Raw genomic sequence first — 23,746 nt, 5'->3', positions numbered from 1 at the left:
CATGCTCGACCATCCGGAACTCGAGGCCCTGAACCCCGAGATCGAGAAGATGCCCCACCGCGCCCGGATGCGCATCGCCGTACGGGCCGCCGACAGCGCCGTCCGCTCTTCCGAGGGCATAGTCGACATCCAGTACCGGCACCTGTTCCGGGAAATGCTGAACGCCGGCTGGCGGGCGGTGAACTCCGGGTCCGGCACGCTGAAGATAAGCGAGGACCTCAACACCGAGATCGGCGAGAGCCTCGAACCCACCGAGGCCGACGGCGAGAACACGGCCTACTACCTGGTCCGGGCCTTCGACGAGCTAGTGCCCTCCGGACGGGACTACCAAGGGCTCACGGCCGACCAGCTCGCCTACGCGCTCGAATACCTCTACAACGCCGAGGGCGCTAACCCCCGCGTCCCCGAGTCCGATGCCGCCGTCCTGCACAAACGTCTGATCGAGGAGGAGATCCTCTAGTCGTCCTTCTTGAGGTAGCCCAGTTCGTACTTCATGTTCCGCAAGGCGGACAGGGCCGTCTCGGCGACCCTCTCGGCCACCTCCGGCTCTCCGTCGCGCAAGTGCCGGTCGATGTACTCCACCGCCAGCCCGACGCTCTCCAAACGGTCGCGGACGAGCTCCTTCGCGTCGCCCAGCATCTTCTCCAGGTTCAGCGACTCGACCTCGTCCGTCCTGTCCTGGGCGGTGCGGATCATCTCCATCAGCGGAGCCAGGACGATACGGTCCTCCAGCTCCAGGATCCTCGCGCCGACCTGGTCGACCCACTGCCGGTCGATGCCCTGCACCATGATCCGCTGCGGGTCCTCGTTCACCGAACCCTTCCTGGCGTCCAGGTCGTCGCCGATGAGCTGAGCCCGCGCCGTGCACGACTGTGCCCGTTCCCGGCCCAGTTCCAGGTCGCCCTCGCCTAGGGCCTCCCTCGCTCCGCGGATCTCGTCGAGCAGCAGGTCCAGGTTCACCATGTGGCTCTGGGCCTTCTTCGCCCTCGTCGCCGTGGCCCACTTCAGGGCCTCGATCTCGACGCTCAGCTCGGGGAACTTCGCCGCGTTCTCCTGGCTCAGCAGGTCCCGCATCTCCTCGAAGTACACCGTCAGGGTCGCGTTCGCCATCTCCTCGTCGGCCGCGAACCCGACCCTCGCCGCCCGCAGCTCCTCGTAGAAGCCGTCTATGCGGATCAGTTCCTCTTCGATGTCCCGCCTCCCCGGCGCCTGTCCGTCGTGCTCGGTGTCAGACACTGCGACCACCCGGCCCGTACGAATCCAGTCGGTTCTTCACATTCACACAGTAACCGACCCCGTCTCACTTGGGAACCCGTTTCGATCGGCGCGCCCGTTTAGACGGACACCGGCGATCCCGCTAAGCTTGCCCTCGCCCCCTATCCGAAAGTGAGGCCAACGGGTGTCCGATTCGAGAACCGTCGTGGTCGCCGCCGCCATCATCGCCGACGGGCGCGTGCTCGCCGCCCAGCGCAGCGAGCCGCCGGCCCTGCGCGGCGGGTGGGAGTTCCCCGGCGGGAAGGTCGACCCCGGCGAGACCGAACCCGAGGCGCTCGTCCGCGAGTGCCGCGAAGAACTCGGCGTCGAGATCTCCGTCGGGCCCCGGCTCGGCCCCGACCTGCACTCCGCCGACGGGCGCTTCCTCGTCCGCGTCTACGAGTGCGTGCTCGACTCCGGGACTCCCCAGGCCCTCGAACACCTCGCGCTCCGCTGGCTCGAGGCCGGCGACGTCGACTCCGTCGACTGGCTCCCGGCCAACCGACGCGCCGTCGACCTCCTGCCCGACCTCCTGTCCGCCACCGCTTCCTGAGACGATCGACGAATGGTTTTCCGACGCAACAAGCTGGACCCCGCCCAACTGGCCGAGTTCGAGGAGATCCTCATCGGCCTCGACAAGGAGCTCTTCGAGGCGCTCGCCGCCGAGCGGACGCCCGTGCTCGCCGAGTCCATGCTCGTCTCCGAGGTGCTGCCCGTCGAGAATCTTGACGTGCTCAGCTCGGGGCAGATCGTGCAGCGGCTGGTCTCTCACATTGCGTCCTTCGGCGACACCGGTGCGCTCCTGGCGCTCTCCGCGCTTTCCACGACCCGTTTCCGGGGGCTCAACAACGCCGCCTCCCGTGCCGCGTCCGAGCTCCGCGCCAATGGCGTGGAGACGCCCGAGTGGGCGGAAGAGCTGACCGAGAAGGTGCGGTCCATCGAGACGATCTACTCGCACGCCGACGACTCGAACCAGACGTGGATCCTCGCGATCTTCCAACGGGGCGAGCGCCAAGACGCGTTCTTCCTGACCCTAGACGAGGACTTCTGCGGCGAGGTTCTGGACATCGTCCCCCTAGATGCCGAGAACATCCCCGAAGTCGCTGCCCAAATGCGAGCCGGGACTTTCCTCGAGGGCGACGTCAAGGTCGTGACCGAGAACTTCCCCCGAGGAAGGGCCGCCTTCTATCTCACCAGTGCCCTGGAGACGTCCATGGACCACCGGGCCGGCATTCTCGCCGATCCCCGGCTGACCGACGAGGAGCGGTTCCAGGAGGCCATGGAGTCGAGCCTCATCGCGCTACTGGCGTTCCGCCTGTCCCGTGCCGATCTGCTCTCGACCGATGGTTCCCATGGCGCTCACGTTCTGTCGGACCGACCCGAGGACTGCCCGCTGAACCGCTGAGTCGGGATGACGTCCGGGCCCAGGTAGCGTTCCTTCTTTTTCGCCGTCTGCTCTGCCGTGCGGCGGAAGATCTTCTCCGAGTAGACGCCTAGCCGCACTTCGTCGTCGTTCGAGTGGCGCCATCTCAGCCATTTCGTGAGGTGCGTGTAGCCCGCCGGCCGGATGAAGCTGGCGACGAATGCCGCCGCGTACGCCAGCAAAGAAGCAACGACCGCCGACGGCAGCATTTCGTGGTGGACCGATGAGGCCAGCGTGTCGACTCTTCCCAGTGCCACAGTCGCCACCCATGCGCCGGCCATGATGGCTATCAGGGCGGTCCATGTCCATATGTCGGGGGCGAAGGCCCAGACGACCATGGCCGTGCCGATGACGACGATCGCCGCAGCGAACATGAGCGCCATCTCGCCTATCGCGCTGTCCCATGGGTAAGTCCACAGCGATCGGCCGTCGACCATCGGCAGGAAGGTGCTGAGCACCAGGTAGAAGGTCATCACCGCCACCACGGTGAAGGCGATGCGGTGGACGAAGATCCGAGTTCGCTGAGACATTGCGGGCGTCCTTCCGTGAACACCGTCGGGCTGCCACCGCCGTGCTCACCGTTAGTCCCGGTCGCCCCGTTAAGGCGGTATTCGTCAATTCCCCCAAGGCCACGATACGTCGTGGAGACTGCCTCGGACAGCGCTGCCTTTATAGAGATCGCTGATCAAGACCGACTCTTCACCGTAGCCCATCAGGTGGCCCTCGATCGGTTTCGATTCGGCCTTGCCCTCCAGCGTGTCTATGACCGTCCAGTCGGCGAGGGGGCCTTCCATCGACGCGATGAGGTAGCCGTCCTCAGCTTCTTGAAGCGCTACCTCTACGTCTTGGCCGTACCGTTTAAGCGAGGGGTCGTCCCCCGCTTCCCACAGCAGTGATCCGTCTTCGAGCGAGTAGCCCGCCAGGCCCTCGCCCTTCTTCACACATGTCACGACGGAGTCGCCGTCGAAGGCGCACTTGGTTGCTTCCGGGATCTCTGCCGCGATCTTTCCGGTATCGAGGTCGACCAGGACAACACCGTCGTCTCGTCGCACTGACAAGTAGCCGTTGACGATCGACCCGGGCTTGTCCTCTAGTTCCATCTCCGTGTCGAACGCGGCGAGCCCATCGATCGCCGACTTGTAGAGATGAGCGGACTCGTCTTCCTGGCGCCAGGTGATGACCTCGCGATCCTGCATGCCTATGGGATCACCGGGGAACTCTATTTCCATGAGCGAGGCGTCATCCGCTCCTACCCGGCCTCGCCCTTTGGCGATGTCGTGGCCGCCCTTGACGAGGAAGGTGGTGTCGCTCCGCATTTCCACGGTTGGCCAGGCGCAGTCTTCGGTCGTTTCCCACTCGGTCGTCCAAAGCTCTTCGCCGGTGTCCGCTTCGACGACGCGGAACTCCCCCATGGATTTGGTGGTCGTGTGCCCCGCGTGGAGTAGAAGAGCCTGGCCGTTGTAGTCGAACGCGCCCAGGAACTTGTCGTCCCCGCAGTCAGTCTCCAGGTAATGATCGAACGGTATTTCGGAGATCAGCTCGCCGCTGGTGGCATCGAAAACCTCGGCCGACGAGGTCCCGTCAGCTTCTTCCGCGACCACAAGCCTGTTGGCGACCAGTTCGATCGAGGAGCCTTCGACATCCAGCCAGGCCGGCTCAACAGTCATGCCCGCCTCCTCGACAGGCGAGGGGCTCAACGCCACTGGACTTTCCGGGCGATTCTCGTCTGGATCGTCGTCTCCCACAGCCCAGAACACCAGGCTCACAAGCAAAACCGTTGCTGCTGCGGCACCTGTATACAGGGCCGCCCTCCCACCCATCGCCATCCTGGCTTCCTTGTCGCTCTTGGAGCTCATCTTCTAGGTCGACCAAACCATAAGCCTAACGTCCGAGAAAATCCCCAACCACCCCAACCCTTACCTCGAGACTGAGAGCCTGCCCAGAGCATCACCAATTCGGTACTAGACGCAGGCCTTATTGCGCGCTGAACCTCAGCCGCCGCGAGTCGGCACCATGAAACTCATCCACTTCAAGGAGCAGCGAGCGAGGAACGATCAAGTTCCGACTTGACAACATTCACAGGACCACGGAAAGTGCGCCTTCCATATATCCTGCAATGGATACCTCTTCACACGCCAGAACCGGCTATCTCGGACACCTGGAGCTTCATGCAAAAGCCTCTTTGTTAGTGGACGTGCCAAACTCCCCAATGGTGGCCAGTTAGAGTCCCCGCTGGCGGACAGGACTGGGTCCCCACTCACGGACACGAAAATTCCCCACTGTTATCGAATCGTGTTCTGGATGATTACCGGTTGTGAAATCGGATAGGGAGATCATGGAAATCCTCGAGGCCTACGACCTGACCGGCTCGTACCGCAAAGCCGCTGAACTCGCCGGCTGCGACCACCACACTGTCGCCCACTACGTCGCGCTGCGCGGCCAGGGCGTCGACCCCACCGCGCGCAAGCCGCGGGCGAAGATGATCGACACCTACCTGCCTAAAATCGAGGAGCTCGTCGAGCGTTCCAAGGGCAAGATCGGCGCTGATGTCGTACACCGCAAGCTGACCGCGCTGGGATTCACGGGCACTGACCGGACGACACGGCGGGCCGTGGCCGCGGCGAAGCACGCCTGGCGGTCGGGGAACCGGCGCGTTTACCGTCCCTGGATCCCTGAGCCGGGCATGTGGCTGCAATACGACTACGGCGAAGGCCCGAAGGTCGACGGGCAGCGCACGCACTTGTGGTGTGCTTGGCTGGCCTGGTCACGCTTCCGCGTCGTGTTCCCCATCTGGGACAAGACGTTGCCGACCGTCGCCGCCTGCCTAGACCGGACGTTCCGCATCATCGGGGGCGTCCCGACCTACGTCTTGACCGACAACGAAAAGACCGTCACGCTCGACCACGTCGCCGGCATCCCAGTCCGCCATCCAACCATGGCGCAGGTCGGACGGTTCTACGGCACGACCGTCCGCACCTGTCTCCCAGCCGATCCAGAGTCCAAGGGCGGGTCGGAGAACACGGTGAAGATCGCCAAGCGCGACCTCGTCCCCACCGCCGTCAACCTGCGGGCCCAGTACGGGGCGTTCTCCGCCCTGGAAGAGGCTTGCGAGGCCTGGTCCGAAGAAGTGAACTTCCGCGTCCATACCGCCACTCAACGCGTCCCGGCAGAGGCCCTGATGGAGGAACAGACCCGTCTGCACCTGGTCCCAGAGGAACCGTTCTCGGCAGCGTTCGGGGAGACTCGGCGGGTCAGGAGGGACGCGACGGTCACGCTCAACCGGGTCGTCTATTCCGTCCCGCACCAGCTTACCGATCAGACTGTCTGGGTTCGCCATGATGGCGACGAGGTCGTCATCGTCGCTGCAAGCGAGGCCGGAGCCCGCGAGGTCGCCCGCCACACGCGTTCCACACCAGGCCAACCATCGATCAACGACGACCACTACCCGCCTTCGACCCGCGGGAACCGGCGCCCGAAACCCGGCAACAAGATCGAATCCCAGTTCCTCGCCCTCGGGCACGAGGCGGAGGAATGGCTGATCGCCGCCGCAGCCGCAGGCGCCTCGAGGATCTCCCAGACCATGACCCGAGCGCTCGAAGCTGTCTGCGACCACGGCAGGCCCGCTGTCATCCGAGCGTTGGCCACCGCCTGCACCGCAGAGCGGTTCGACACCGCTTCGTTCGACGACATCCTCGCCTACCAGCAATACCGCGCCCGCGCCGAGGTCACACGCGCTTCGGAGGACCACTCCCTACAGCCGGGCACTGGCGCTTGGGCGTCCTTCGGACCGAACTAGAAAAGCCCCGAACCTGGGCTATGCCGGGTTCGAGGCCAAACAAATATGATGAGTGAAAGGTAAACCATTGACCGACACCACCTCCGCCCCGGTCCCACCTCGAATGGCGGCGCCCGCATCTGCCGTCGCCGCCGCGACCGGGCAGGCTTACGAGGAGGCCATCGCCCTCACCAAACGGCTGAAGATGCCCTATTTCCGGCGAGCGTTGGAGGAGGTCGTCCCGACCGCCAAGGCCCAGCGTTGGGACCCGGCCGAGATCGTCCGCGTCTTGCTGGCCGAGGAAGTCGCCGGCCGGGAGTCTTCCAACCTGCGCACCAGACGCAAACGGGCAGGGTTCCCCACGGGGAAGACCTTCCATGTCTGGGACGAGACCGCCTCGTCGATCCCCGCCCCGACTCAGCAGGCGCTGCGCACGCTCGAATGGATCGGTCGCAGGGAGAACCTCTGCATCTGTGGTCCTTCAGGAACAGGCAAGTCGCACTTCAGCGAAGCCATCGGACAGACAGCCGTTGACGCCGGCCTGGCCGTCTCCTGGTTCACGATCGAAGACCTCGGAGCGATCGTCCGACGCCACCGCGTTGACGACACGGTCAACAAGGCGTTCAACAGAATCGCCCGGGCTGACCTGATCATCGTCGACGACATCGGCCTGCTTCCAGTCTCCGACGACGCTGCCGAAGGGTTCTACCGCCTGGTCGACAGCGCCTATGAGAAACGCTCCCTGGCCGTCTCGTCCAACCTCCACCCCAGCGGGTTCGATGAGATTATGCCGAAAACACTGGCCACGGCCACTGTCGATCGGCTGCTGCACCACGCGCACATCGCCGTCACCTCAGGCGAGAGCCACCGGTTGAACGAAGCGACTACTGGCAAAGGAGTCGTTTCTTTCAGTAGCTAAACGGAAACGTTCAGTCGTGTTCTGGGGAACTTAGATGTCCGCCAGCAGGGACCTTACGAGTCCGCCAGTGGGGAAGTTCGCAAGACCGTTGACACCTCTTCTGGGTGAATCGCGTACTGTTCTAGTTTCATGACGGTCTGTGAGGTTCGGTAGAGGTAGAGGAGAGGGCGGCGGTAACCAGTCGCCAGGATTCTCCAGTTGCGCAGGTGGGAGATGCCCCGTTCCACGGCCGCGCGGTTGGAGTTGATGCTGCGATTAAACTCTCGCTCCTCCTCGGTCAGGTCGCGGTAGGCCGGCTTCCGTACCGGAGTGACCGGCACTTTCCCGATGTAGGCCTTGTCGCCGAGCATGCCGGGACCTTGAGGGCTGCAGTGGATCTTGTAGGCCTTGTCCAGGCCGGTGTCGGTGAACGCGCGGGAGTCGTGGACCGAGCCCCGCAGCGGTGGGGAGAGGTCGATGACCCGGCCGCGGAGGGTCGCGATGGCCTGTAGATTCGCTCCGGTGTCGTGGCGTTTGCCGGAGTAGAGGCCGTCGAACCACTTCCGTTCCCCGGTGAGGACGAGGAATCCGTCGACGATCAGGGCCTCGGCCAGGGCAGCAGCCCGCAGGCGCGCCATGAGGTCGTCGAGCAGGACCGACACGACCGGTTCCAGCTTCTTGATGTAGCGGGAGACGGTGGACTGGGAGACGAGGAAGTGTTCGCCAACGGCTTCTTGACAGTCATTGCGGCGCAGGTAGTTTACGGTGACGACCACGGCCATGAACGCTGAGAGAGCCTTCTGGCGTCCGGTGGCCGGCTGCCACGGCCCGATCGTTCTCTCGACCCCGTGAGCGAGAGATGCCAGTTGCCTGTACGAGAGTCCGGTCGTATGGTCAAGAGGAGGCTGCGCCCTGTTCTTGATCGCTTCTGTTGTTTTCATATTCCAGCGATCTCACGACGGGCGCTGCCGTTGCCACCGCTTCCCCGACTCATGAGTAGTCAAATACCCTGCACACGCAGCATGTCACTCACACGAGACAATTGCATGAAGCTCCTGCAATCGCCTTCTTGACCCATGGCAACACGTGCCCAGGTGTAAGCTTCACAATAACGCTAGAATTCATCGATGATATGGCTTTCTACAGAAGGAAATAGTTCTTCTTCCAACCATTTAGCCAATTTTTCTGGAGCAATGGAACAATCAGTTGATTCTTCCTTAGAGCATGCATCTGATTCAAGTTCCGACCAGTACTCAAATCGATACGAAACTACGACGCTACCCATTCTCCCAATCGCAAAAAAAGGACCACTATCATACGAACTTGTACGACCGAGAATCACGCCGTCATCCCACTGGCCACCAAGTTCCACCATAATTATGTCCTCATCGGGGTACCCATCCATATATGACTTGGCCAAAGTCATTTCAGGCTTTTCATAATATTCAGAGGCGCCTACATTTGACTCAAACTTCTTGATGCTTGGAATCGCAACCATATGTGGGACCCTATCCTCATTTTCAAGATCCCTCTCCCCCTTAACATTGCACCTTTCATTCTCAGAATTGTCATCATCCCTAGAAATATCATATCCATGATCCGCCAAGAGATCATTGAACAGTCCCATACCGAGGAAATCACACATATTTGAGCTTGGAGCCCACTCTTCGAATTCGTTTGAGGAGGTGGTAGTGTTAGGGGTTTCAGTATCAGGTTGAGTTGTACAGCCAACTAGCCCAGCCAATGAAAGTACTGATACCAGAGCCAGGTTCCTCATATAGGTCATTAATTCACGCTCGATTCCATCATCCTTGATATCCCGGGATAACCTGATAGATTGTATCAGTCGACCATTTTTCCTGCCAGCTAAGCTCATGCGTATCAAGACTCTTCTGGTACTCACTTCTAGAGTTATATAGCTCATCGAGGATCTCAACCGCCGCTTCGCACAGCCACTCGCGAATCTTCCCACATATTGCCCCGTCGGGAACATTCTCATGATCCGGGAAAACTACAGATATAGCTTTCGATACAATCGAGGCAAATAGACCCTCTAGTTTTCCATCAGTCGCAACTTCAACTACAAAATCAGTAGTTGCAATAATGTCACCTGCCCAAGGTATTCGATTGACCGACAAGGAACCGGTCACTTTGTTCACTGATTTATCAAGAGGCGTTGTTGGATTCAGCTCTTCCAATAGCCTTTCCCATATCACAGCCATAGAGTTATAGCAGGCTATCATAGCAGATGCTTGAGCCGATCCCTCCGCTGAAACTGCTTCCGCTATCCGAAAGGACCCTTCCCTTTGCATCGCCATTGCGCCAGGAAGATTGTTTCCGAATGTCTCATATGCTGCATCAGCATCGTCACCTTCCCAAGAATCCCAGACATCAAGAACTTCTTTAACACTAGAGTCTCTGTGTTGGTCATATATATCATTCATGCTTTTGCCTATTCCATTGACATGATCAATCAATTCTTTAATTCCATCAATATCGCATTGAAGCATTGCCTCATCAAATGCGTCCTTAATTTCGCTTGTTGTCTTGGAGGCTTCGTGATGAGCCTGCCTCCAAATATCATGAACATCCGATGAAGAGCTCGGTCGCCAGCTGGATTTCAGTTCTTCCAGATTTCCAATCTCCATACTTTCTGGAATTTCCGAAGGCATAAAGAAGCCAAGTTCATCAGAATATCTGTACACCCCCAATACAAAATTCTGACTTGGGTATTCCCTTTGCCGTTCGTCATCAGCCTGCTCGATCCAGTATCCATCTTCCTTCAGCTTTAGTTTCGATCTGGCTCGATCGTCAGTCTTAAAAAAGATGTCCGTTTGATCGCCAAAACGGTCATGCGCGATCTGTCGCCGGTACCCCTCCTCAAAAATGGGAGTGAAAGTTTCTACTAGATCTAGAACTTCATGTCTTGTGGGCACACTGTCCAACCCTCCCTCGCTGTCAATCTCCTTGACTGGAGCGCTCTTACCATCATTTCTTAGCCACTCTTGTTGATCAAAGTAACCATCTACCATTGCTTCTTTCCAGCCATCAAACCAACCCATATGAATTTTCCCTTCTAATTTTGTTGCTAATAGGAGCAGCTGTCTTACAACTTTGTGTTCGGAATTCCGATCCAAACACCATAAATCTCGCCGAATGGAAGCTATAGTCTCATGTCACTTGGCATAACCCTATTTTTCTCCTCAGGTGGATTTTCTGACATCACCTCTTCACGGTTGTCTTCAGTTACTTCCTCAATGTTTTCGAGTTCCTTTTCAAGGTTTAGCGCGATATCCTGCTCATCCTCGTCATATCGATCAGCTACCTCTACAAAAGTCTTACCCATTGCTCGTAGACCCACTGGCTGCTCTCTAGCTGCCGTTTCGAATTTTTCCCATAGACTGACAAAGATCACGCCAACTTCATGCTTGACCGGTAGGCCATCGTCAAACATATTGATGGCCGACACCCTTGCTGCGTTGACCATAGAAGCCAGCTCATCGTAGCTTTCTGCGATCGAAGGCAGCGGTCCCTCACCTATATTTCTAATTTCCTCAGGGGTATATGTTCTTCCCATTTCTGAACTCCTATTGAAGATTGCATTTTCTTAAGATACAAAGCATCTGTGGTTGGGGTTATTCAAGATAAGTATCGTTATCCGCCTAAGAAGGCTTCCGACGTAATCTCTTCCAAGCCAGCGCCTCGAAGGGGGATGAGGTGTTGCCACTGACTCGCCCACAGTACCAACACCATGCAACCCAAGTAAAGACCTTGTCCAAGAACATGATGAACTTGCATACTTGCATACTCGAACTGAATCACTGTTTGCACTGGTAATAGCTGCATCCCTAGCTTTGTTGCGATCACGCAATGATGATGTAGAGACCTGTCGCTGGACGACGCAATAGTGGTAGGAGCTGTCCGGCATCCAGTGCCTTCGGGCTAGCAGATTGATGGTGTACCGAAGTAGGGCGTCGACCGAAATGAGCTTGCGCCACAGATCCTTCCTATTCGCGCCTTCTCTGGCTGTCCGAGCGCGCCACCGTCTAACTTGTCCTGGCTTGGTCGGCCAGGAAGCGACGGCACACACGGACAGCCAGAGAAGCTATTGCAAACTACGGGAGAACACCCGTCCCTGCTCGACCGTGAATCTCAGTCGGACGGCGAAGAGAGCCTTAGCCCGACACCTTCCCATACCTGCTGCAAAGAGGTTTCTCGTTCACGATGTTCACGCTGGCGCAAACGCCCTGCCGGGCTCGCTGAACCCGAACCCGAACCCGAACCTCAGCGGAGTTTGACCTTGCGGACCACCGTGGTGGTGAGCAGCACGAACACCACACCAATCCCAATGCTGGTGAGCAGGATCGGGAGCGCATCGGGAACCGTCAGGCCCCCGGACTGGGCGATCGCGGTGGAGCCGAGGTTCAGCGCCCGCGTGTTGATCGCCTGCGGCAGCACGTATCCGATGGGACGCAGAGCTACCGAGGTCACCGCCGCAACGCCGATGACACAACCGACCAGACAGAGCGCGACGGGCGCGGCGAAGGACTTCATCGACATCGACAGCAGTGACTGCACCGCTATCAGCGGCAGAGCCGCACCGACGGCTATCACCCCGACGAGCGCGAAATCCCACGGGAACGGATCGTCAAGCCGCAGCACGAACACTCCGGCGATCGCGGTCGCCGCAATCAGCACGAGCTGCATGGCAGCGACGAGCACCAGGATGACCCCGATCTTCACGAGTACGAGCCGCACGGGCCGAACCGTGTTGGTGAGCAGCAGGTTCCAGTTCGTACCGCGATGCTCCATGCGCCAGACGGTCGCGGCGAGAAGGCTGATGCCGATCGAGAAGAACAGCATCCCGTAGAACAGCACGACCTGCGAGGTGAACGAGGCCCACCCCGCGCTGAGAACTTCGTCGTTGTTGGCGAGGTTGATCGTGCCGGTGACGACGGCGAGCAGCGGCAGTATGAGCGCGATGATCCAGGTGCTGGAGCGCTTGAGCTTAATCAGTTCTGCACGGAACACTGTTGCCTACCTTTCGATCCGGTCGAAGCGTCTGGTGTACCAGGCAATGAGGACCGCTACCAGGATCAGGAAGCCGGCCACCAGCCCGTAGGGCGCGTTCACATAGGTGACCTCTCCCCCGGACTGCCCGGCGTGGGATATGACGGCGTAATAGCCCCACGGGATCACGTAGCTCAAACCCGGGGGTATGAGAAGCGAGAATACGGCCAGGAACGCGCCCAGCACGCCGACACCGACGCTGACGAGCTGGTTCTCCACCCGCGCGGCCAGCCAGATGTACAGCCCGCAGAAGGCGACGTCGACCAGGTAGAGCAGCACGGTGTAGAGCCCCCACGGCGCGAGGTCGAGCGGCACCTGGATACCGGCGAAGGTGCCGATCCCGATGACGAGGAGCGACTGCGCCAGAACCGCCGGCGCGAGCAGTATCGCCAGCGCGGCGAGTTTGGCTCGGCACAGCTCGCCGGGCGTGCGGCCGGCGGTGGAGGCCAGGGTCCAGCCGACCCCGGAATGTTCGATGTCGGTCTGGCGGCTGGAGAGCACGGCGGTGAGGATCGGCGAGGTCATCGCCGCCATCATCGTGTAGGTCAGCAGCAGCGCCGCCCACGGTTCCGCGGACGGGTCGTCGAAGGTCTCCCGCGCGGATCCGGAGAACAGCGAGGCGGAGCTCAGTGCGGCGACGGCCACGACGACGCCGATGAGCAACGGCAGTGTGCGCAGGCGCCGCATCTTGCGGAATTCCAGGGCAAGGGCTCGTCTCATAGCAGACCCGATCGGCCGGTGAGGTCCATGAACACGTCTTCGAGGCTCTGCTGGACGCGCCGCACCTGGTAGATCGACACGTCTGCGTCCACGAGGTACTTCACGAGCCCGGCCGTCTTGTCCTTGTCGAGCCCGCTCAACGAGATCCCCTCCGGAACCACCGTCGCGCCCTCCACGAGGCGGCCGGCCGATTCGGGGTCGGGTGTCTCGATCACCACGTCGGGGATGGAGTGTTGGAACAGCTGGTCTCTAGTGCCTTGGAAGATCATCTTCCCGGAGGAGAGGATGCCCAGCACCGTCGCCATCTTGTCGATCTCGTCGAGCAGGTGGCTGGAGACCATGACCGTGATCCCTTCCCCGGCGAGGTCGACGAGGAGGCTGCGGATCTCTTCGATCCCGGACGGGTCGAGACCGTTGGTGGGTTCGTCGAGGACGAGCATCGCGGGTTCGCGCGCCAGTGCCATCGCGATGCCGAGCCGCTGTTTCATGCCCAGTGAATAGTTGCGGACGAGCTTGTGCTTGTGCTCGGTGAGCCGGACGGTGGCGAAGGCCCGTTCGATCTGGGGTTCGGCGAGTTCGAGCATGGATCGGACGATCTGCATGTTCTCCCACCCGGTGAGGTGCCCGTATCCGGGCGGGGCTTCGATCATCGACCCGATCGACGGAAGCAGTTCTGCCCGGGTGGTGGGGGTGAGGCGCTGTCCGAATAGGTCGATCTCGCCTGCGGTGGGCTGGGTGAGGCCGAGGAGCATCTTCATAGTGGTGGATTTCCCGGACCCGTTGGGGCCGAGGAATCCGTAGACGACGCCCTGTGGCACTTGGAGGTCGAGCGAGTCTACCGCTGTGTGGTTCTTGAACTGTTTGGTGAGTCCTCGTGTGGCGATTACGGTATTCATCGGAGGCCGTTCTCTATTATCAACATGACGCCAATGATCCCTCCGCGGAGCACCATGCGAATCATGCCACGGTATGGAATCCGCTGGTCAACGGCTCCTTCGATCGTATAATCCGGGTCGGCCCAATGACCGACCCGGACTGACATGTCGTCCACAGAGGCTCGAGGTCAGCGCTCGGGCGGTCCGTCGAGCAGGAGCGCGTTGGGGATCGAGGGGCGTAGTTCGCGGCACAGGGCGTACATGGAGCCGGCGGTGCCGAGCAGGAGTCCCCGGACGGTGGTGATGCCCTGTGGTAGTCCGCTGCGCGGTGCCTCGCGGTCGAGTCGATCGATGACGCGGTTCCGGAATCCGTCTAGTCCGATGTCGGTGGAGACGTGCCGTGCGGTCTCCCTCATGGCGAGGAGGTTTCCGAGGGTGCCGTGGCACAGGGAGTCGTCGCTCGGCAGCACGTCCCTGGTGGTCTCCTGCGCGCCGAGGACTGCGAGGTCGAGCAGTTCGGGTGCCTTCAGCAGAGTCGCGGCGGACGCGCGTGCCATGGCGATGCCCGAGGCGCCGTGGCACCAGTGCGCGGGGAAGGCTTTGCCCTGGGCGACCGACTCGGGGCGGACGTCGAGCCAGCGGTGCCTCGTGGGGTCGAACAGGGTGTCGTCGAACTGGAGCGCGCGGCGTGCCGCTGTGGCGATGCCGTCGTCGTCGAGGAGGGCGGCGGCCTTGGCGAGTGTCCAGCCGATTCCGGTGGCGCCGTGGGAGAAGCCGCCGAGTCGGGCTCGCGCGGTTCCGGTCTCCCAGGCGAGACTGCCGTCGCCGGCGTCAACCCCGCGCTCGATCAGTCGGTCCGCGAGCGCGCGAAGCGCTTCCCGGCCGTAGTCGGTGCGCACTTCGGGTAGGGCCGCGATGACCGCGATCGCTCCTGCGGTACCGGCCATGACGTCCAGGTACTTGTCGTTCGCCGATGCGGTGGCCAGTCGTCGGACGGCCGCGGCTCGGAGTTTCCGGTACCGGTCGCCCCCGAGCCGGGAGTCGTAGTGGGCGATGGCGTAGAGGAGGCCGGCGGCGCCGCTGAAGGCTCCGATGGGTAGTTCGACGCGGTCTTGGGCCCAGTCGTCGAGGATCGCGGCGACGGCGTGCACGGTTCGGTGGGCTAGGTCGTCGAGTCCTAGGTCGGGGAGGACTTCGTGGGCGTAGGTGGCCGCGAAGGCGATGCCGGCGAGTCCGTCGTAGAGGGTGGGGCCGATGGGGCGGTATTCGAGTCCGGTGCTGTCGGTGCTGCTGCAGACGCTGATCCAGGTTGCGTCGTCCTGTCCCAGGATGGCGGTGTCGACGAGGAGTTCGCCCTGTTCTCGGGCCGCTCTGCGGAGTGCGGCTTCGCTGTCGCTCGCCCGCTCGGGAAGTGGTGCCTCGCGCGGGGGCTCGGTGCGTTCCTGGGCGGGCGTCGCGGCGAGGATCGATTCGTCGATGATCCGCCGTGATTCGGCGATGGCGTTCTCGGAGAGGTCGTCGAGGCGGTGCAGTACGTCGTCTCGGGTGGTGCGTTCGAAATAGCCGGGGGCGATCTCGTGCCCGTCGGTGTGCAGGGCGCTGGTGTCCAGGCCAGTGCTGAACAGGGGGACATCGAGGCGGCGGATCGCTTGTTCCTCCGCGCGGATGAGGTCGGCTTCGTCGGGGTGCTCGGCGAGTCTCACCCATAGGCTGCGCAGGAGGTGGTCGCGGTCGATGCCGCTGCGGAGTCGGCCCGGCTGGCGCATCTCGGTGAGCAGGAGCGAGTACGAGCGGGTGGCGCGGACGATGTGCCGCACTGTCATGTCGGGTGCCTCGGTGAGGATCTCGCGCAGCCGCGTGCGCTGGGTGAGAACAGCTCGGTAGGTTTCCGCGAATCCGTCGCTCAGGGCGGTGCGGTGGGCGCGGACAAGCGCGGCGGTCATGCCCGGGGGCTGGTTCTTCGCCTTGCCGATCGGCGTTTCCACGGCTTCGATCCGCATCCGGTCGGTGCACGGGTCGACGAGCTGGTGTGCGGTGGCGTATCCGGTGTCCTCCTTGAGTCCGCCGGTGCTCACGCTGACGTCGATGCTGGTGTCTTCTCCGGCGGTGAGTTGGACGGGGAGGATGCCGGTGCCGAGGACGGACTCGTTCAGCCGCCGGACCGCCACCTGTGCCGCGACGGAGGTGTCGGTTTTGCCGCTGCGGTTCTGGACGAGCGTCTCCAGGTCGACGGGTACGGGGCCGGCCGGGGAGGCTATGACGTTCTCGAGGTGGAGGTCGGAGGAGCCGAAGACGTGGGCTATCGCCAGCAGCCCGCCGAGCTTGCGCAGATAAGTGCCGGGGTCGGTGGTGCCGGTGGCGTGGGCGATGTGCTCGACCCAGCCGTATTCGGGCCGGACCAGCGCGATGGGGGCGTGTAGACGCGACTCGAGAGGCAGCATAGGTGCGAGGGCGTCGAGGGTGTCGCGGTAGAGGGTGAAGACGGAGCAGTCGCGGGGTTTGTAGACGAGCCGGTGCCCGTCGGTGAAGCGCAGGATCGCGACCGTCTGGCCCGCTTCGTGACTGTCGCCGGTGGCGAGCTCGATGTCTCGCAGTGTCCGGTAGTCGCAGGGCAGGAGGTCGGCGTCCGCGAGTGCGTCGGCGTCCGCGACGAGGCGGTCGAGGATCCGTTCGACCTGTGCGCGCCAGTTCGCGATGCCTACGGTGAGATCCTTTGCCAGCACGGGGTATCGCGCGTAGAAGCGCAGCCGTTCGTCGGGTTTCGAGAGTGCGGTGTCCAGGCGTTCGTACGCTCCCTCGGCGGTGTCCCGTGCGAGGTCGGTAACCAGGCATCGCAGGGACAGCGTCGCGAGTCGTTCCGCGAGGCGGTCCAGGAGGCCGGCGCGCGCTTCTTCGGTCAGCCAGGACCAACGGTCGAGGTGGTCCGCTTGCTCGGCGACCACCGGGCCAAGCAGTCCCGGGAACGGGAGCTCTTCGACGCGGCTTCCTTCGATGACCAGCGGCCCTGTCGCGAGATGGTGGGAGGTGGGGCGCAGCAGCCATTCGTCGGCCCGCGCGAGCCAGTCCGTGCTGCCGGGCCGCGGGGTCCAGGATCCACCGGACAGCAACGCTGCCAGGCCATCCCGGTCCAGTCCCTGTCGACTCAGGTAGGCGTCCAACGTGCCCTCCTCTTCGAGGAGGCGTCGCGCCCACGCGTCGGTCGCCGCGTCCGCGCCTTTTCCTGTCGTTGACCCGGGCCGCCGTTCGTGCAGTGCGGCGGCCTGGGCCAGTACCAGCGTGTCGTTGCTTGTGGGCACCGATCGTTCCTGTCTCTTAGTCTGCGGAAGTACGGGAAAGGCGGGCGGCCCAGGTGCGAGACCCGAACCGCCCGCCGAAGGGGTTTGCTACTGGCAGGCGCAGACGACCGTGCCGCACTCGATGGTGAGGGTGCAGACCCAGCCGCTGCTACCGAGGTACGGGGAGGCGATCTTCTCGAACTCGACGTCGATCTGGGCCTGGAGCGACGGCGTGGCGCCGTCGGTCTGGCGGGCCTCGACGTCCCAGCTCGGGCTGACCATGGTGACTTCCTGCTGAATGGTGTCGTTCATGCTTTTCCTATCTTGAGAGGCGGCCCGTGGCTTTTTCGCCCATCTCCATCGGAACCGTTGTACGACCAGATGGGGGGTCTTGATCGGCGTGGAAAAGAATCGGCGGATTGGGGTTCGCGCAAATCTTCACGCGATCAATGGATACAAGTACGAGAATACTGGTCGGAGTGGTCGCGCACATTATACGATTCGGTGATCTTCTTTCATGAAATCCCACCATCGTCGGACTCACGACTGTTCCCACAGCTGATGGGCGAATTACGTTTGCCCAGTGGCAGCCGCCCGGCCCCGTTTACCAGAAACGTCTACTCCCGCTCTGAATTCCGACCGTATACTGTCCGATCGCCGGCTCGGGACGTTCGACATCCCGCGAGTCCGTCACGGCGAGCCCCGTCTCGGCAGGCTCCGATCCGTTGGGCGCCAAGCCTTCCCCTACGGCAGAACTGGTAGTGTGATGGCATGACCACACGCGAACATGCACTGCGGTACAGCGACGCGGCCGTGGCCGGGCTCGGGGTACTGGTGTGCGTGGTCATGGGTCTTTTGGGGCAACCGGACTGGTGGTGGTCGACGGCGATGGCCGCGACTCTGGTCCTGCGTCGTCCGGCTCCGCTGCTCTGCGCCCTGGCCGCGGCGGCCATCTCCACCGTGCACCTCGTTCTCACGACCTCGTTGTTGATGCCTGGAGACCTCGTTCTACTGGTGGCGGCCTATTCTGTCGCCGCGCATGCCTCCAGTCGTACCCGCCAGATCGGACTCCTGCTCTGGACGGGATACGTGGTCGTCCTCGGCGGGCGAATCCTCCTCGGCGAAACCGAGACCGTGACCGGAGCGAACCTGTTCGTCGTCGGGCTCGTCGCCGCAGGGCTTCTGACCGCGTCGTCGGTCGGTTTCGTCTCTCACCGGAAGACGGACGCGCTGCGGGTGGCGGAGTTCCGGCGGATGTTGTCCGAACAGGAGGCCGACGCCAGGGCGCAGCTTGCGACCTACGAAGAGCGCGAACGCATCAGCAACGATATTCACGACATCCTCGCCCACACGCTCACCGGTGTCGTCGTGCAGGCGGAGAGCGGGCGGGCGACCGCGCCGACCGAAGACGTGGCGGACCTGTTCACCGGCATCGCCTCCAGCAGCCGGTCCGCTCTCTATGAGGTCAGGAGCCTGTTGACGTGGACCGGTGAGCCGGGGACCCACCCGACTCCCAGTCTGGACGATCTCGACGAGCTCATTGAGAGCTTCACGCGATCCGACCTGCGTGTCGACATCGAACGCTCCGGACAACCAGTCCCGCTCGGGCCGGGCATGTCCCTCGCCGTGTACCGAGTCGTGCAGGAGTCGCTGACCAATGCGCTCCGGCATGGGGACGGCAGCGAGGCAAAGGTACTTATGGACTGGGAACCTGATGCCTTGACGCTGACCGTGTCCAACCCCATGGACGGGGCTTCCCGTCGCCTGCCGATCCGGGAGAACCGCGGGTTGGCCGGCATTCGACGTCGATGCGCTCTGTACAACGGCGAGGCGTTTTATGAAAGCGCCGATGTTTTCACCGTCGTAGCGAAATGGCCATTGACAATTCAGAAGGATGTAAATAGAGCATGAATGAATCCCCTCGGCCAATCGATGTCCTCATCGTCGACGACCAGTCGTTGATTCGCGATGGGCTGTCCCGCATCATCAATGCGCAATCCGATATGCGAACCGCCGGCATCGCCGCCGACGGAAAACAGGCGATCTCACGGGTACGGGAACTGCGGCCCGATGTGGTCCTCATGGACGTCCGCATGCCCGTTCTCGACGGCATCGAGGCCACGCGGAAGCTGATCGGCGACCGCGTGAGCCCCTCTACTCGGATCCTCGGGTTGACCACGCACGATAGGGACGCCTACGCGATCCGCATGTTCAAGGCCGGCGCGATCGGCTTCATCATCAAGGACGGTACCGCCACTCAGCTCGTCACCGCCATCCGCTCCGCTCACAACGGGACCTTCACCGCCGCCGAAAGCACCACGCAACGGCTCCTGAAGAACTTTGACACCGACGCGCCGACTCCCCCGCCGGCCAACTGCAACGCGCTCGATTCGCTGACCAACCGCGAACGCACCGTGTTCGATCTCGTCGTGGCAGGCGCGTCCAATCCCGAGATCGCCCGGGACCTCTACATCGCCGAGGTGACCGTCAAGACCCATGTAGGGCGGATCCTCGCGAAGATCAACGTGCGCGACCGCGTCGCACTGGTGATCTGGGCCCACAGGCAGGGACTAGCAAACACAGGGACGAGAGAAAGAAAACCGTGGGAGGCCGGACCTGTCCACGGATATAAGCCCGGAGGTCGGCCCGTCGGCAAGTAGTAGGTAGCCAACGGCAACGGCGCTTCGACCACAACTTCCAGCGAACACCAGTAGCTTCTCTTGCAGTTCGCTCACCGCCCTGCCGCTGTCTAATCGCGCTCCCAACCATGTCATCCGCCGCGCCCAGACCCACCCTCAGCGCTCAGAAACCCGCTGGAGGATGGAGGAACTTGAATCCCGGTGCACAACGGGCACCGTAGCTGCAGCGGCACCAATTACAGGACCGCCCTCCCACTACTGGCCCTCCAAGTTTCTCTGTCTCTCAGCGGAGATCAAGTCAACGCTGTGGTTGTATTCTCGCTGCTGACCTCTGGTTCGTCTGGGGCGGCTCCCGAAGCGGCGGTCCCGTTCAGCCCTCATCACTGCCGCGAAGAAGGTCGACTAGCCCGTCAGCCACCTGTTCCGGAGCCAATCCCGTGGTGTCGATGACGATCGTCTCCTCGCTCATCCAGTCGACGAGGGCTTTCTCGTAGGTTGCTCTCGCTTCCAGGCGCCATTGCAAGGCGTCCTTCTCAAACTCGTCATTCTCGACCCGGTGGGCCCATACTTCGCGATCGGCGTGCAGAGTGAAGGCGCGAAGCGGAATCCCAGCAGACCGAAAACCTTCAGCCAGTTCGCTCCAGTATTCGCGCTGGAGGACCGTCTGAGGAATAACAAGCGTCCCGCCCTGAAAGTCTAGTATGCTGCGCGCAGTCTCTACGGTCAGATGCCGCCATGGCGGCCACTCCTTGAAGTCTGTATGCGGTAGATCTCCGAGGATCCCCTGGAGGACATAGCCGACCTGTTCAGAATCAAAGATCCTGGCTGGTAGCTTTGCCGCCACGAGCCCTGCAGTTGTCGTTTTGCCGGCCCCGTAGGTGCCGTTGAGCCACACTATCATTCGCGCAGTGTACCCAACCCTCTTCAAACCGCAAGTGCGATACAAGCCGCCGAGCAGAGTGTGTTCATGTGTCTGGCGAGTCCGTTTCTGGGGTTGAGCCCAAGAGCATTCAGGGCTCGGTGGTGAGTGACAGTGGTTGTGTCGCAGAGTCTTGGGATCATTCATGGTCCTTCCAAGGCGGAACTTCCCAAAGGCGAGATAGCGGAATCGATGCCATGACCCATGGAAGTATTCCCGGACCTGAGGTTGGAGAAGTCCACGGTTGAAACATGTGCGTGAGTGTGCCGGGCAGTTCCGGAAGAGGATGGCGTCTGCACCCCGGAAGGTTCACAGCCCGCAGTCAGCTTCTCTGGCGAATTTGATAATCACGCCGACAGATTTCGTCCCAGCTTCGGTCACCAACCAACTACGTCGACAAATCATTGAGAACTTCTACAGCTGACGGAATATAGTCATCCTTCAAATAATTATAGATCTCCTCAAATCCCGCAATACATGGAAGCTCCGAATTAACTCCATCGTCGGGATGCCTGTCTGGCGTTTCACAAGGTATGACCGTACTGTAACCTCCATACCCCATCTGACCATACACGACATAATTCGGCGCAGAGACCCTCCAGATCACGACCGGTGATTCCATCTCTCCTGGAGGGGATCCAATTTCCCCCAGATTGAAGTCCCCCAACAGTGAGTCGTATTTGAATTCAGGCGCCTCGAACAAACTAAGATCTTCATATTGTTCAAGGGATTCACTCGAACTCTTCGTAGGAATCAGATCAATTGTGAATCTTCCAGATTTAGGACCATTTGCCAAACTGAATACCATTTTACATTTAGTAGGACTGTCATCAAGTACTCCACCCACTGGATCGGGACCTGTATAAGGCTCGCCGAATTGACTCACCAGCTTCTCGGTATTGAGTTCACTGCAAAGTGAGTCAATTGAAAGTAGCTCGGTAGGCTCATCCCGGATGTCACTACTCTCATTCGATGGTTCAGGATCTGATGTAGTACACCCAGTCAAGATCATCAGAACTGATGATGCAATGGCCGCCAAGCGCAGTATGCATGTTTCCATCTAAAATCCGTCCCCAGGAGTTAGATCGCCGGCTGAAGCTTTCCTAAAGTACTCAGATACCTCGATGTCCATATTGTCCTTAATATTCTTACGCTGATCCCGCATCATTGATTTCAACTCCTCAATGCCCCCTGTGAGCTGGCTACGAATCTTGTCATACTCTTCCCTAGAGAGTCCACTTACAGTAGTCAGGTCGATTTCAAATTGCCACATTTGTCCGAGAACAGACATTGAATATGATGCCGCTTGTATTGCAAGCGGAACACCAGGCGAAATTAGGGATGCAAGCCCTACTACGTTGCCAAACGTGTTAATTATTGTTGATGATTGAATTTTTCTTACGCCCAAAGTCGCCTTTTTCATGGCATCTTCGATCGCTTCATGAGTTTCCGTTAGAAGATCATAGACGCCGCATCGGTAGATCGCCTGCAGCGCACCTTCGCAAGCTATTGCTTCCGTAAGCGCCTTTATGATGGCAACATGATTCGCTGCCATAGTGTCTGCATCCCCGAACGCCTTGAATGCCTTATCGCGATCCTTACCAATCCACCTATCTTTCTCAGGGTCAAACAACTCGTTAATGTTCTCAAATGCTCGGAATTTTAGACCATTGCTATCATAGTCAAATTCATCAAGAAACTGTCTGATCTTAATACATTCCTGATGGAGGCTAAATACTGCCGATATGCCACTTGGCGGAACCATCGACAAACATCTTTCTTTTAGCTCATCAATAATTGAGTCAGTCTCATATTTAGCCTCGCTAGAGATAGTAGCTAGAGCCCCTTCCGTAACAGACTCCGGCACTGGGCACTCAATTACATAACTCCATTTCACATTTTCAATACCTTCCTGTCCATTAGCTTCCGCGGTTTCTTCAAGATCCTTCGAAGGCGGGCGCCCAACACTACTATCCAATGATCCATTCCAAGCCACATACTCAGACTCAGTCATTCTAGTCCAATGAGTCATTTCGGGCCAACGCCGAGCAGCCCCATCCCTAATCAACATGTCATGAATTGGATCCCTGAGTTCGTCAATAAGCTGTAGTATTTCGTCATCTGTCGGAGGCGCATTGTCACCACTAATTTCCATAAAATATCCTTTCGATTTGACAATTGTGTCCTACACTGATTACCTAATGGCTGATCCTCCAGGGCCAGTTGCCCCAGTCCCTTCCTCATACGGCGTTCCCTGCTCCCGCTCAGGGGCCAATTCAGCATCATACTCAAGAAATTCATCAGAGCCATGTTCAAAATCTGAATTGTCATCGACCCGCGTATAGGATTCATTCAATCCAGAGTCATAGCTACTTTCTAGGTTCTTAACGATCTCTTCTTCCGTAATTTTGCTATCTTCTGCGGCCTTGACAATGGCCGAGCTCAATTTTGAGTATCCAAACGCCGATTCATATAGCACGTTATTTAGAAGTGCATATGTTTGAAGCCAATATTCGGCGGAATCAGGCATAGACCCATCAGCAATAGCCAAGGCTTGTTCCATGCCTCTGTCAGTTGATCGTGAAGCTTCAAGAGCCCTATCATAAATATCGGCGATAGTAGATAGGTCCTCTCTTCCAATTTTCTCCAAAAATTCAACATCAACAACTCGGTCGGTCACTTTTGCTCCTTTAAGTTTCGCACGCGGGAATTCAAATCGGCGTTCCATTGCCACCAACTCATGAGCCCTGTGCACTTCACTTCGGCAAGGCGCGCTCACCGATGCTAGCGCAACACTGCTCACGTTCTAGTTGATGCTGTCTTTGATTCTCGATTCATGATGGCCTTATTGCATTCGGCAAGGTTGGGCAGCTTGGAGGACCTCCTTGATTTCACAGC

The 23,746-nt window shown here is 60.2% G+C and carries 23 protein-coding genes; 7 read left to right on the top strand and 16 right to left on the bottom strand.

All coding sequences use genetic code 11. From position 1 onward, the window contains the following. Position 1 precedes the first annotated feature (1 nt). Positions 2–460, top strand: coding sequence for a hypothetical protein (locus ACFTE1_RS02985; protein WP_380617551.1), 459 nt, complete (start codon positions 2–4; stop codon positions 458–460). On the opposite strand, the gene ACFTE1_RS02980 is transcribed toward ACFTE1_RS02985, so the two are convergent. After that, positions 457–1,236, bottom strand: coding sequence for a hypothetical protein (locus ACFTE1_RS02980; RefSeq protein WP_380617552.1), 780 nt, complete (start codon positions 1,234–1,236; stop codon positions 457–459). The genes ACFTE1_RS02985 and ACFTE1_RS02980 overlap by 4 nt on opposite strands. Positions 1,237–1,399: 163 nt before the next feature. Between ACFTE1_RS02980 and ACFTE1_RS02975 the strand changes: the two genes are divergently transcribed. Further along, positions 1,400–1,807: a (deoxy)nucleoside triphosphate pyrophosphohydrolase gene (locus tag ACFTE1_RS02975; RefSeq protein ID WP_380617553.1), complete on the top strand. Its 408-nt coding sequence runs from the start codon at positions 1,400–1,402 to the stop codon at positions 1,805–1,807. Between the two features lie 12 nt (positions 1,808–1,819). Continuing rightward, positions 1,820–2,659 (top strand): hypothetical protein, encoded by an 840-nt coding sequence (locus tag ACFTE1_RS02970; protein WP_380617554.1) that lies wholly within the window; start codon positions 1,820–1,822, stop codon positions 2,657–2,659. On the opposite strand, the gene ACFTE1_RS02965 is transcribed toward ACFTE1_RS02970, so the two are convergent. Both ACFTE1_RS02965 and ACFTE1_RS02960 read right to left on the bottom strand, forming a co-directional pair. Beyond that, the gene (locus tag ACFTE1_RS02965; protein ID WP_380617555.1) at positions 2,614–3,207 is read right to left on the bottom strand and encodes a hypothetical protein; all 594 of its coding nucleotides are present in this window, start codon (positions 3,205–3,207) and stop codon (positions 2,614–2,616) included. The genes ACFTE1_RS02970 and ACFTE1_RS02965 overlap by 46 nt on opposite strands. Before the next feature lie 84 nt (positions 3,208–3,291). Beyond that, the gene (locus ACFTE1_RS02960; protein ID WP_380617556.1) at positions 3,292–4,533 is read right to left on the bottom strand and encodes a hypothetical protein; all 1,242 of its coding nucleotides are present in this window, start codon (positions 4,531–4,533) and stop codon (positions 3,292–3,294) included. A 458-nt stretch (positions 4,534–4,991) separates the two neighbouring features. Here ACFTE1_RS02960 and istA point away from each other — a divergent pair, with 458 nt between their 5' ends. Together istA and istB are read left to right on the top strand one after the other, a co-directional pair. After that, positions 4,992–6,473 carry an IS21 family transposase gene (gene istA / locus ACFTE1_RS02955; RefSeq protein ID WP_380624784.1) on the top strand — a complete coding sequence of 494 codons (1,482 nt, stop codon included), beginning with the start codon at positions 4,992–4,994 and terminating at the stop codon, positions 6,471–6,473. Between the two features lie 103 nt (positions 6,474–6,576). Continuing rightward, entirely contained in the window at positions 6,577–7,371 is a 795-nt protein-coding gene (gene istB / locus ACFTE1_RS02950; protein WP_380624786.1) for an IS21-like element helper ATPase IstB, read from the top strand. Positions 7,372–7,424: 53 nt separating this feature from the next. Here the strand turns inward: istB and ACFTE1_RS02945 are convergent, their stop codons facing one another. From ACFTE1_RS02945 to ACFTE1_RS02905, 9 genes are all read right to left on the bottom strand, one after another. Beyond that, positions 7,425–8,291: a transposase family protein gene (locus tag ACFTE1_RS02945; protein ID WP_380618517.1), complete on the bottom strand. Its 867-nt coding sequence runs from the start codon at positions 8,289–8,291 to the stop codon at positions 7,425–7,427. Positions 8,292–8,464: 173 nt separating this feature from the next. Further along, complete coding sequence (locus tag ACFTE1_RS02940) at positions 8,465–9,136, bottom strand: hypothetical protein (protein ID WP_380618515.1); 672 nt, start codon at positions 9,134–9,136, stop codon at positions 8,465–8,467. Between the two features lie 19 nt (positions 9,137–9,155). Next, positions 9,156–10,412, bottom strand: a complete 1,257-nt coding sequence (locus ACFTE1_RS02935; RefSeq protein ID WP_380618513.1) for a hypothetical protein — start codon at positions 10,410–10,412, stop codon at positions 9,156–9,158. A 101-nt stretch (positions 10,413–10,513) separates the two neighbouring features. Continuing rightward, positions 10,514–10,927, bottom strand: coding sequence for a hypothetical protein (locus ACFTE1_RS02930; protein ID WP_380618511.1), 414 nt, complete (start codon positions 10,925–10,927; stop codon positions 10,514–10,516). Between the two features lie 707 nt (positions 10,928–11,634). Next, positions 11,635–12,381, bottom strand: a complete 747-nt coding sequence (locus ACFTE1_RS02925) for an ABC transporter permease (protein WP_380618509.1) — start codon at positions 12,379–12,381, stop codon at positions 11,635–11,637. Positions 12,382–12,387: 6 nt separating this feature from the next. After that, complete coding sequence (locus tag ACFTE1_RS02920; RefSeq protein ID WP_380618507.1) at positions 12,388–13,140, bottom strand: ABC transporter permease; 753 nt, start codon at positions 13,138–13,140, stop codon at positions 12,388–12,390. Beyond that, positions 13,137–14,036 carry an ABC transporter ATP-binding protein gene (locus tag ACFTE1_RS02915; RefSeq protein WP_380618505.1) on the bottom strand — a complete coding sequence of 300 codons (900 nt, stop codon included), beginning with the start codon at positions 14,034–14,036 and terminating at the stop codon, positions 13,137–13,139. Before ACFTE1_RS02915 ends, ACFTE1_RS02920 begins: the two co-directional genes overlap by 4 nt. A gap of 167 nt (positions 14,037–14,203) precedes the next feature. Further along, the gene (gene lanM / locus ACFTE1_RS02910) at positions 14,204–17,311 is read right to left on the bottom strand and encodes a type 2 lanthipeptide synthetase LanM (protein WP_380618503.1); all 3,108 of its coding nucleotides are present in this window, start codon (positions 17,309–17,311) and stop codon (positions 14,204–14,206) included. Positions 17,312–17,398: 87 nt separating this feature from the next. Next, entirely contained in the window at positions 17,399–17,602 is a 204-nt protein-coding gene (locus tag ACFTE1_RS02905) for a hypothetical protein (RefSeq protein WP_380618501.1), read from the bottom strand. A 459-nt stretch (positions 17,603–18,061) separates the two neighbouring features. Between ACFTE1_RS02905 and ACFTE1_RS02900 the strand changes: the two genes are divergently transcribed. Together ACFTE1_RS02900 and ACFTE1_RS02895 are read left to right on the top strand one after the other, a co-directional pair. After that, entirely contained in the window at positions 18,062–19,201 is a 1,140-nt protein-coding gene (locus tag ACFTE1_RS02900; protein WP_380618499.1) for a sensor histidine kinase, read from the top strand. Continuing rightward, positions 19,198–19,950: a response regulator gene (locus tag ACFTE1_RS02895; protein WP_380618497.1), complete on the top strand. Its 753-nt coding sequence runs from the start codon at positions 19,198–19,200 to the stop codon at positions 19,948–19,950. Before ACFTE1_RS02900 ends, ACFTE1_RS02895 begins: the two co-directional genes overlap by 4 nt. A gap of 349 nt (positions 19,951–20,299) precedes the next feature. Here the strand turns inward: ACFTE1_RS02895 and ACFTE1_RS02890 are convergent, their stop codons facing one another. The 4 genes from ACFTE1_RS02890 to ACFTE1_RS02875 form a co-directional block, all read right to left on the bottom strand. Beyond that, positions 20,300–20,830, bottom strand: coding sequence for an AAA family ATPase (locus ACFTE1_RS02890; protein ID WP_380618495.1), 531 nt, complete (start codon positions 20,828–20,830; stop codon positions 20,300–20,302). 406 nt (positions 20,831–21,236) lie between these two features. Then, positions 21,237–21,908, bottom strand: coding sequence for a hypothetical protein (locus tag ACFTE1_RS02885; protein WP_380618493.1), 672 nt, complete (start codon positions 21,906–21,908; stop codon positions 21,237–21,239). Further along, positions 21,909–23,003 (bottom strand): hypothetical protein, encoded by a 1,095-nt coding sequence (locus ACFTE1_RS02880; protein WP_380618491.1) that lies wholly within the window; start codon positions 23,001–23,003, stop codon positions 21,909–21,911. A gap of 39 nt (positions 23,004–23,042) precedes the next feature. Next, positions 23,043–23,528 (bottom strand): hypothetical protein, encoded by a 486-nt coding sequence (locus ACFTE1_RS02875; protein WP_380618489.1) that lies wholly within the window; start codon positions 23,526–23,528, stop codon positions 23,043–23,045. Positions 23,529–23,746: the final 218 nt, after the last annotated feature.

The organism is Salininema proteolyticum, assembly GCF_042685645.1.
Taxonomy (GTDB): Bacteria; Actinomycetota; Actinomycetes; order Mycobacteriales; family Micromonosporaceae; genus Salininema; species Salininema proteolyticum.
This window is presented reverse-complemented; position numbering and strand designations above follow the sequence as displayed.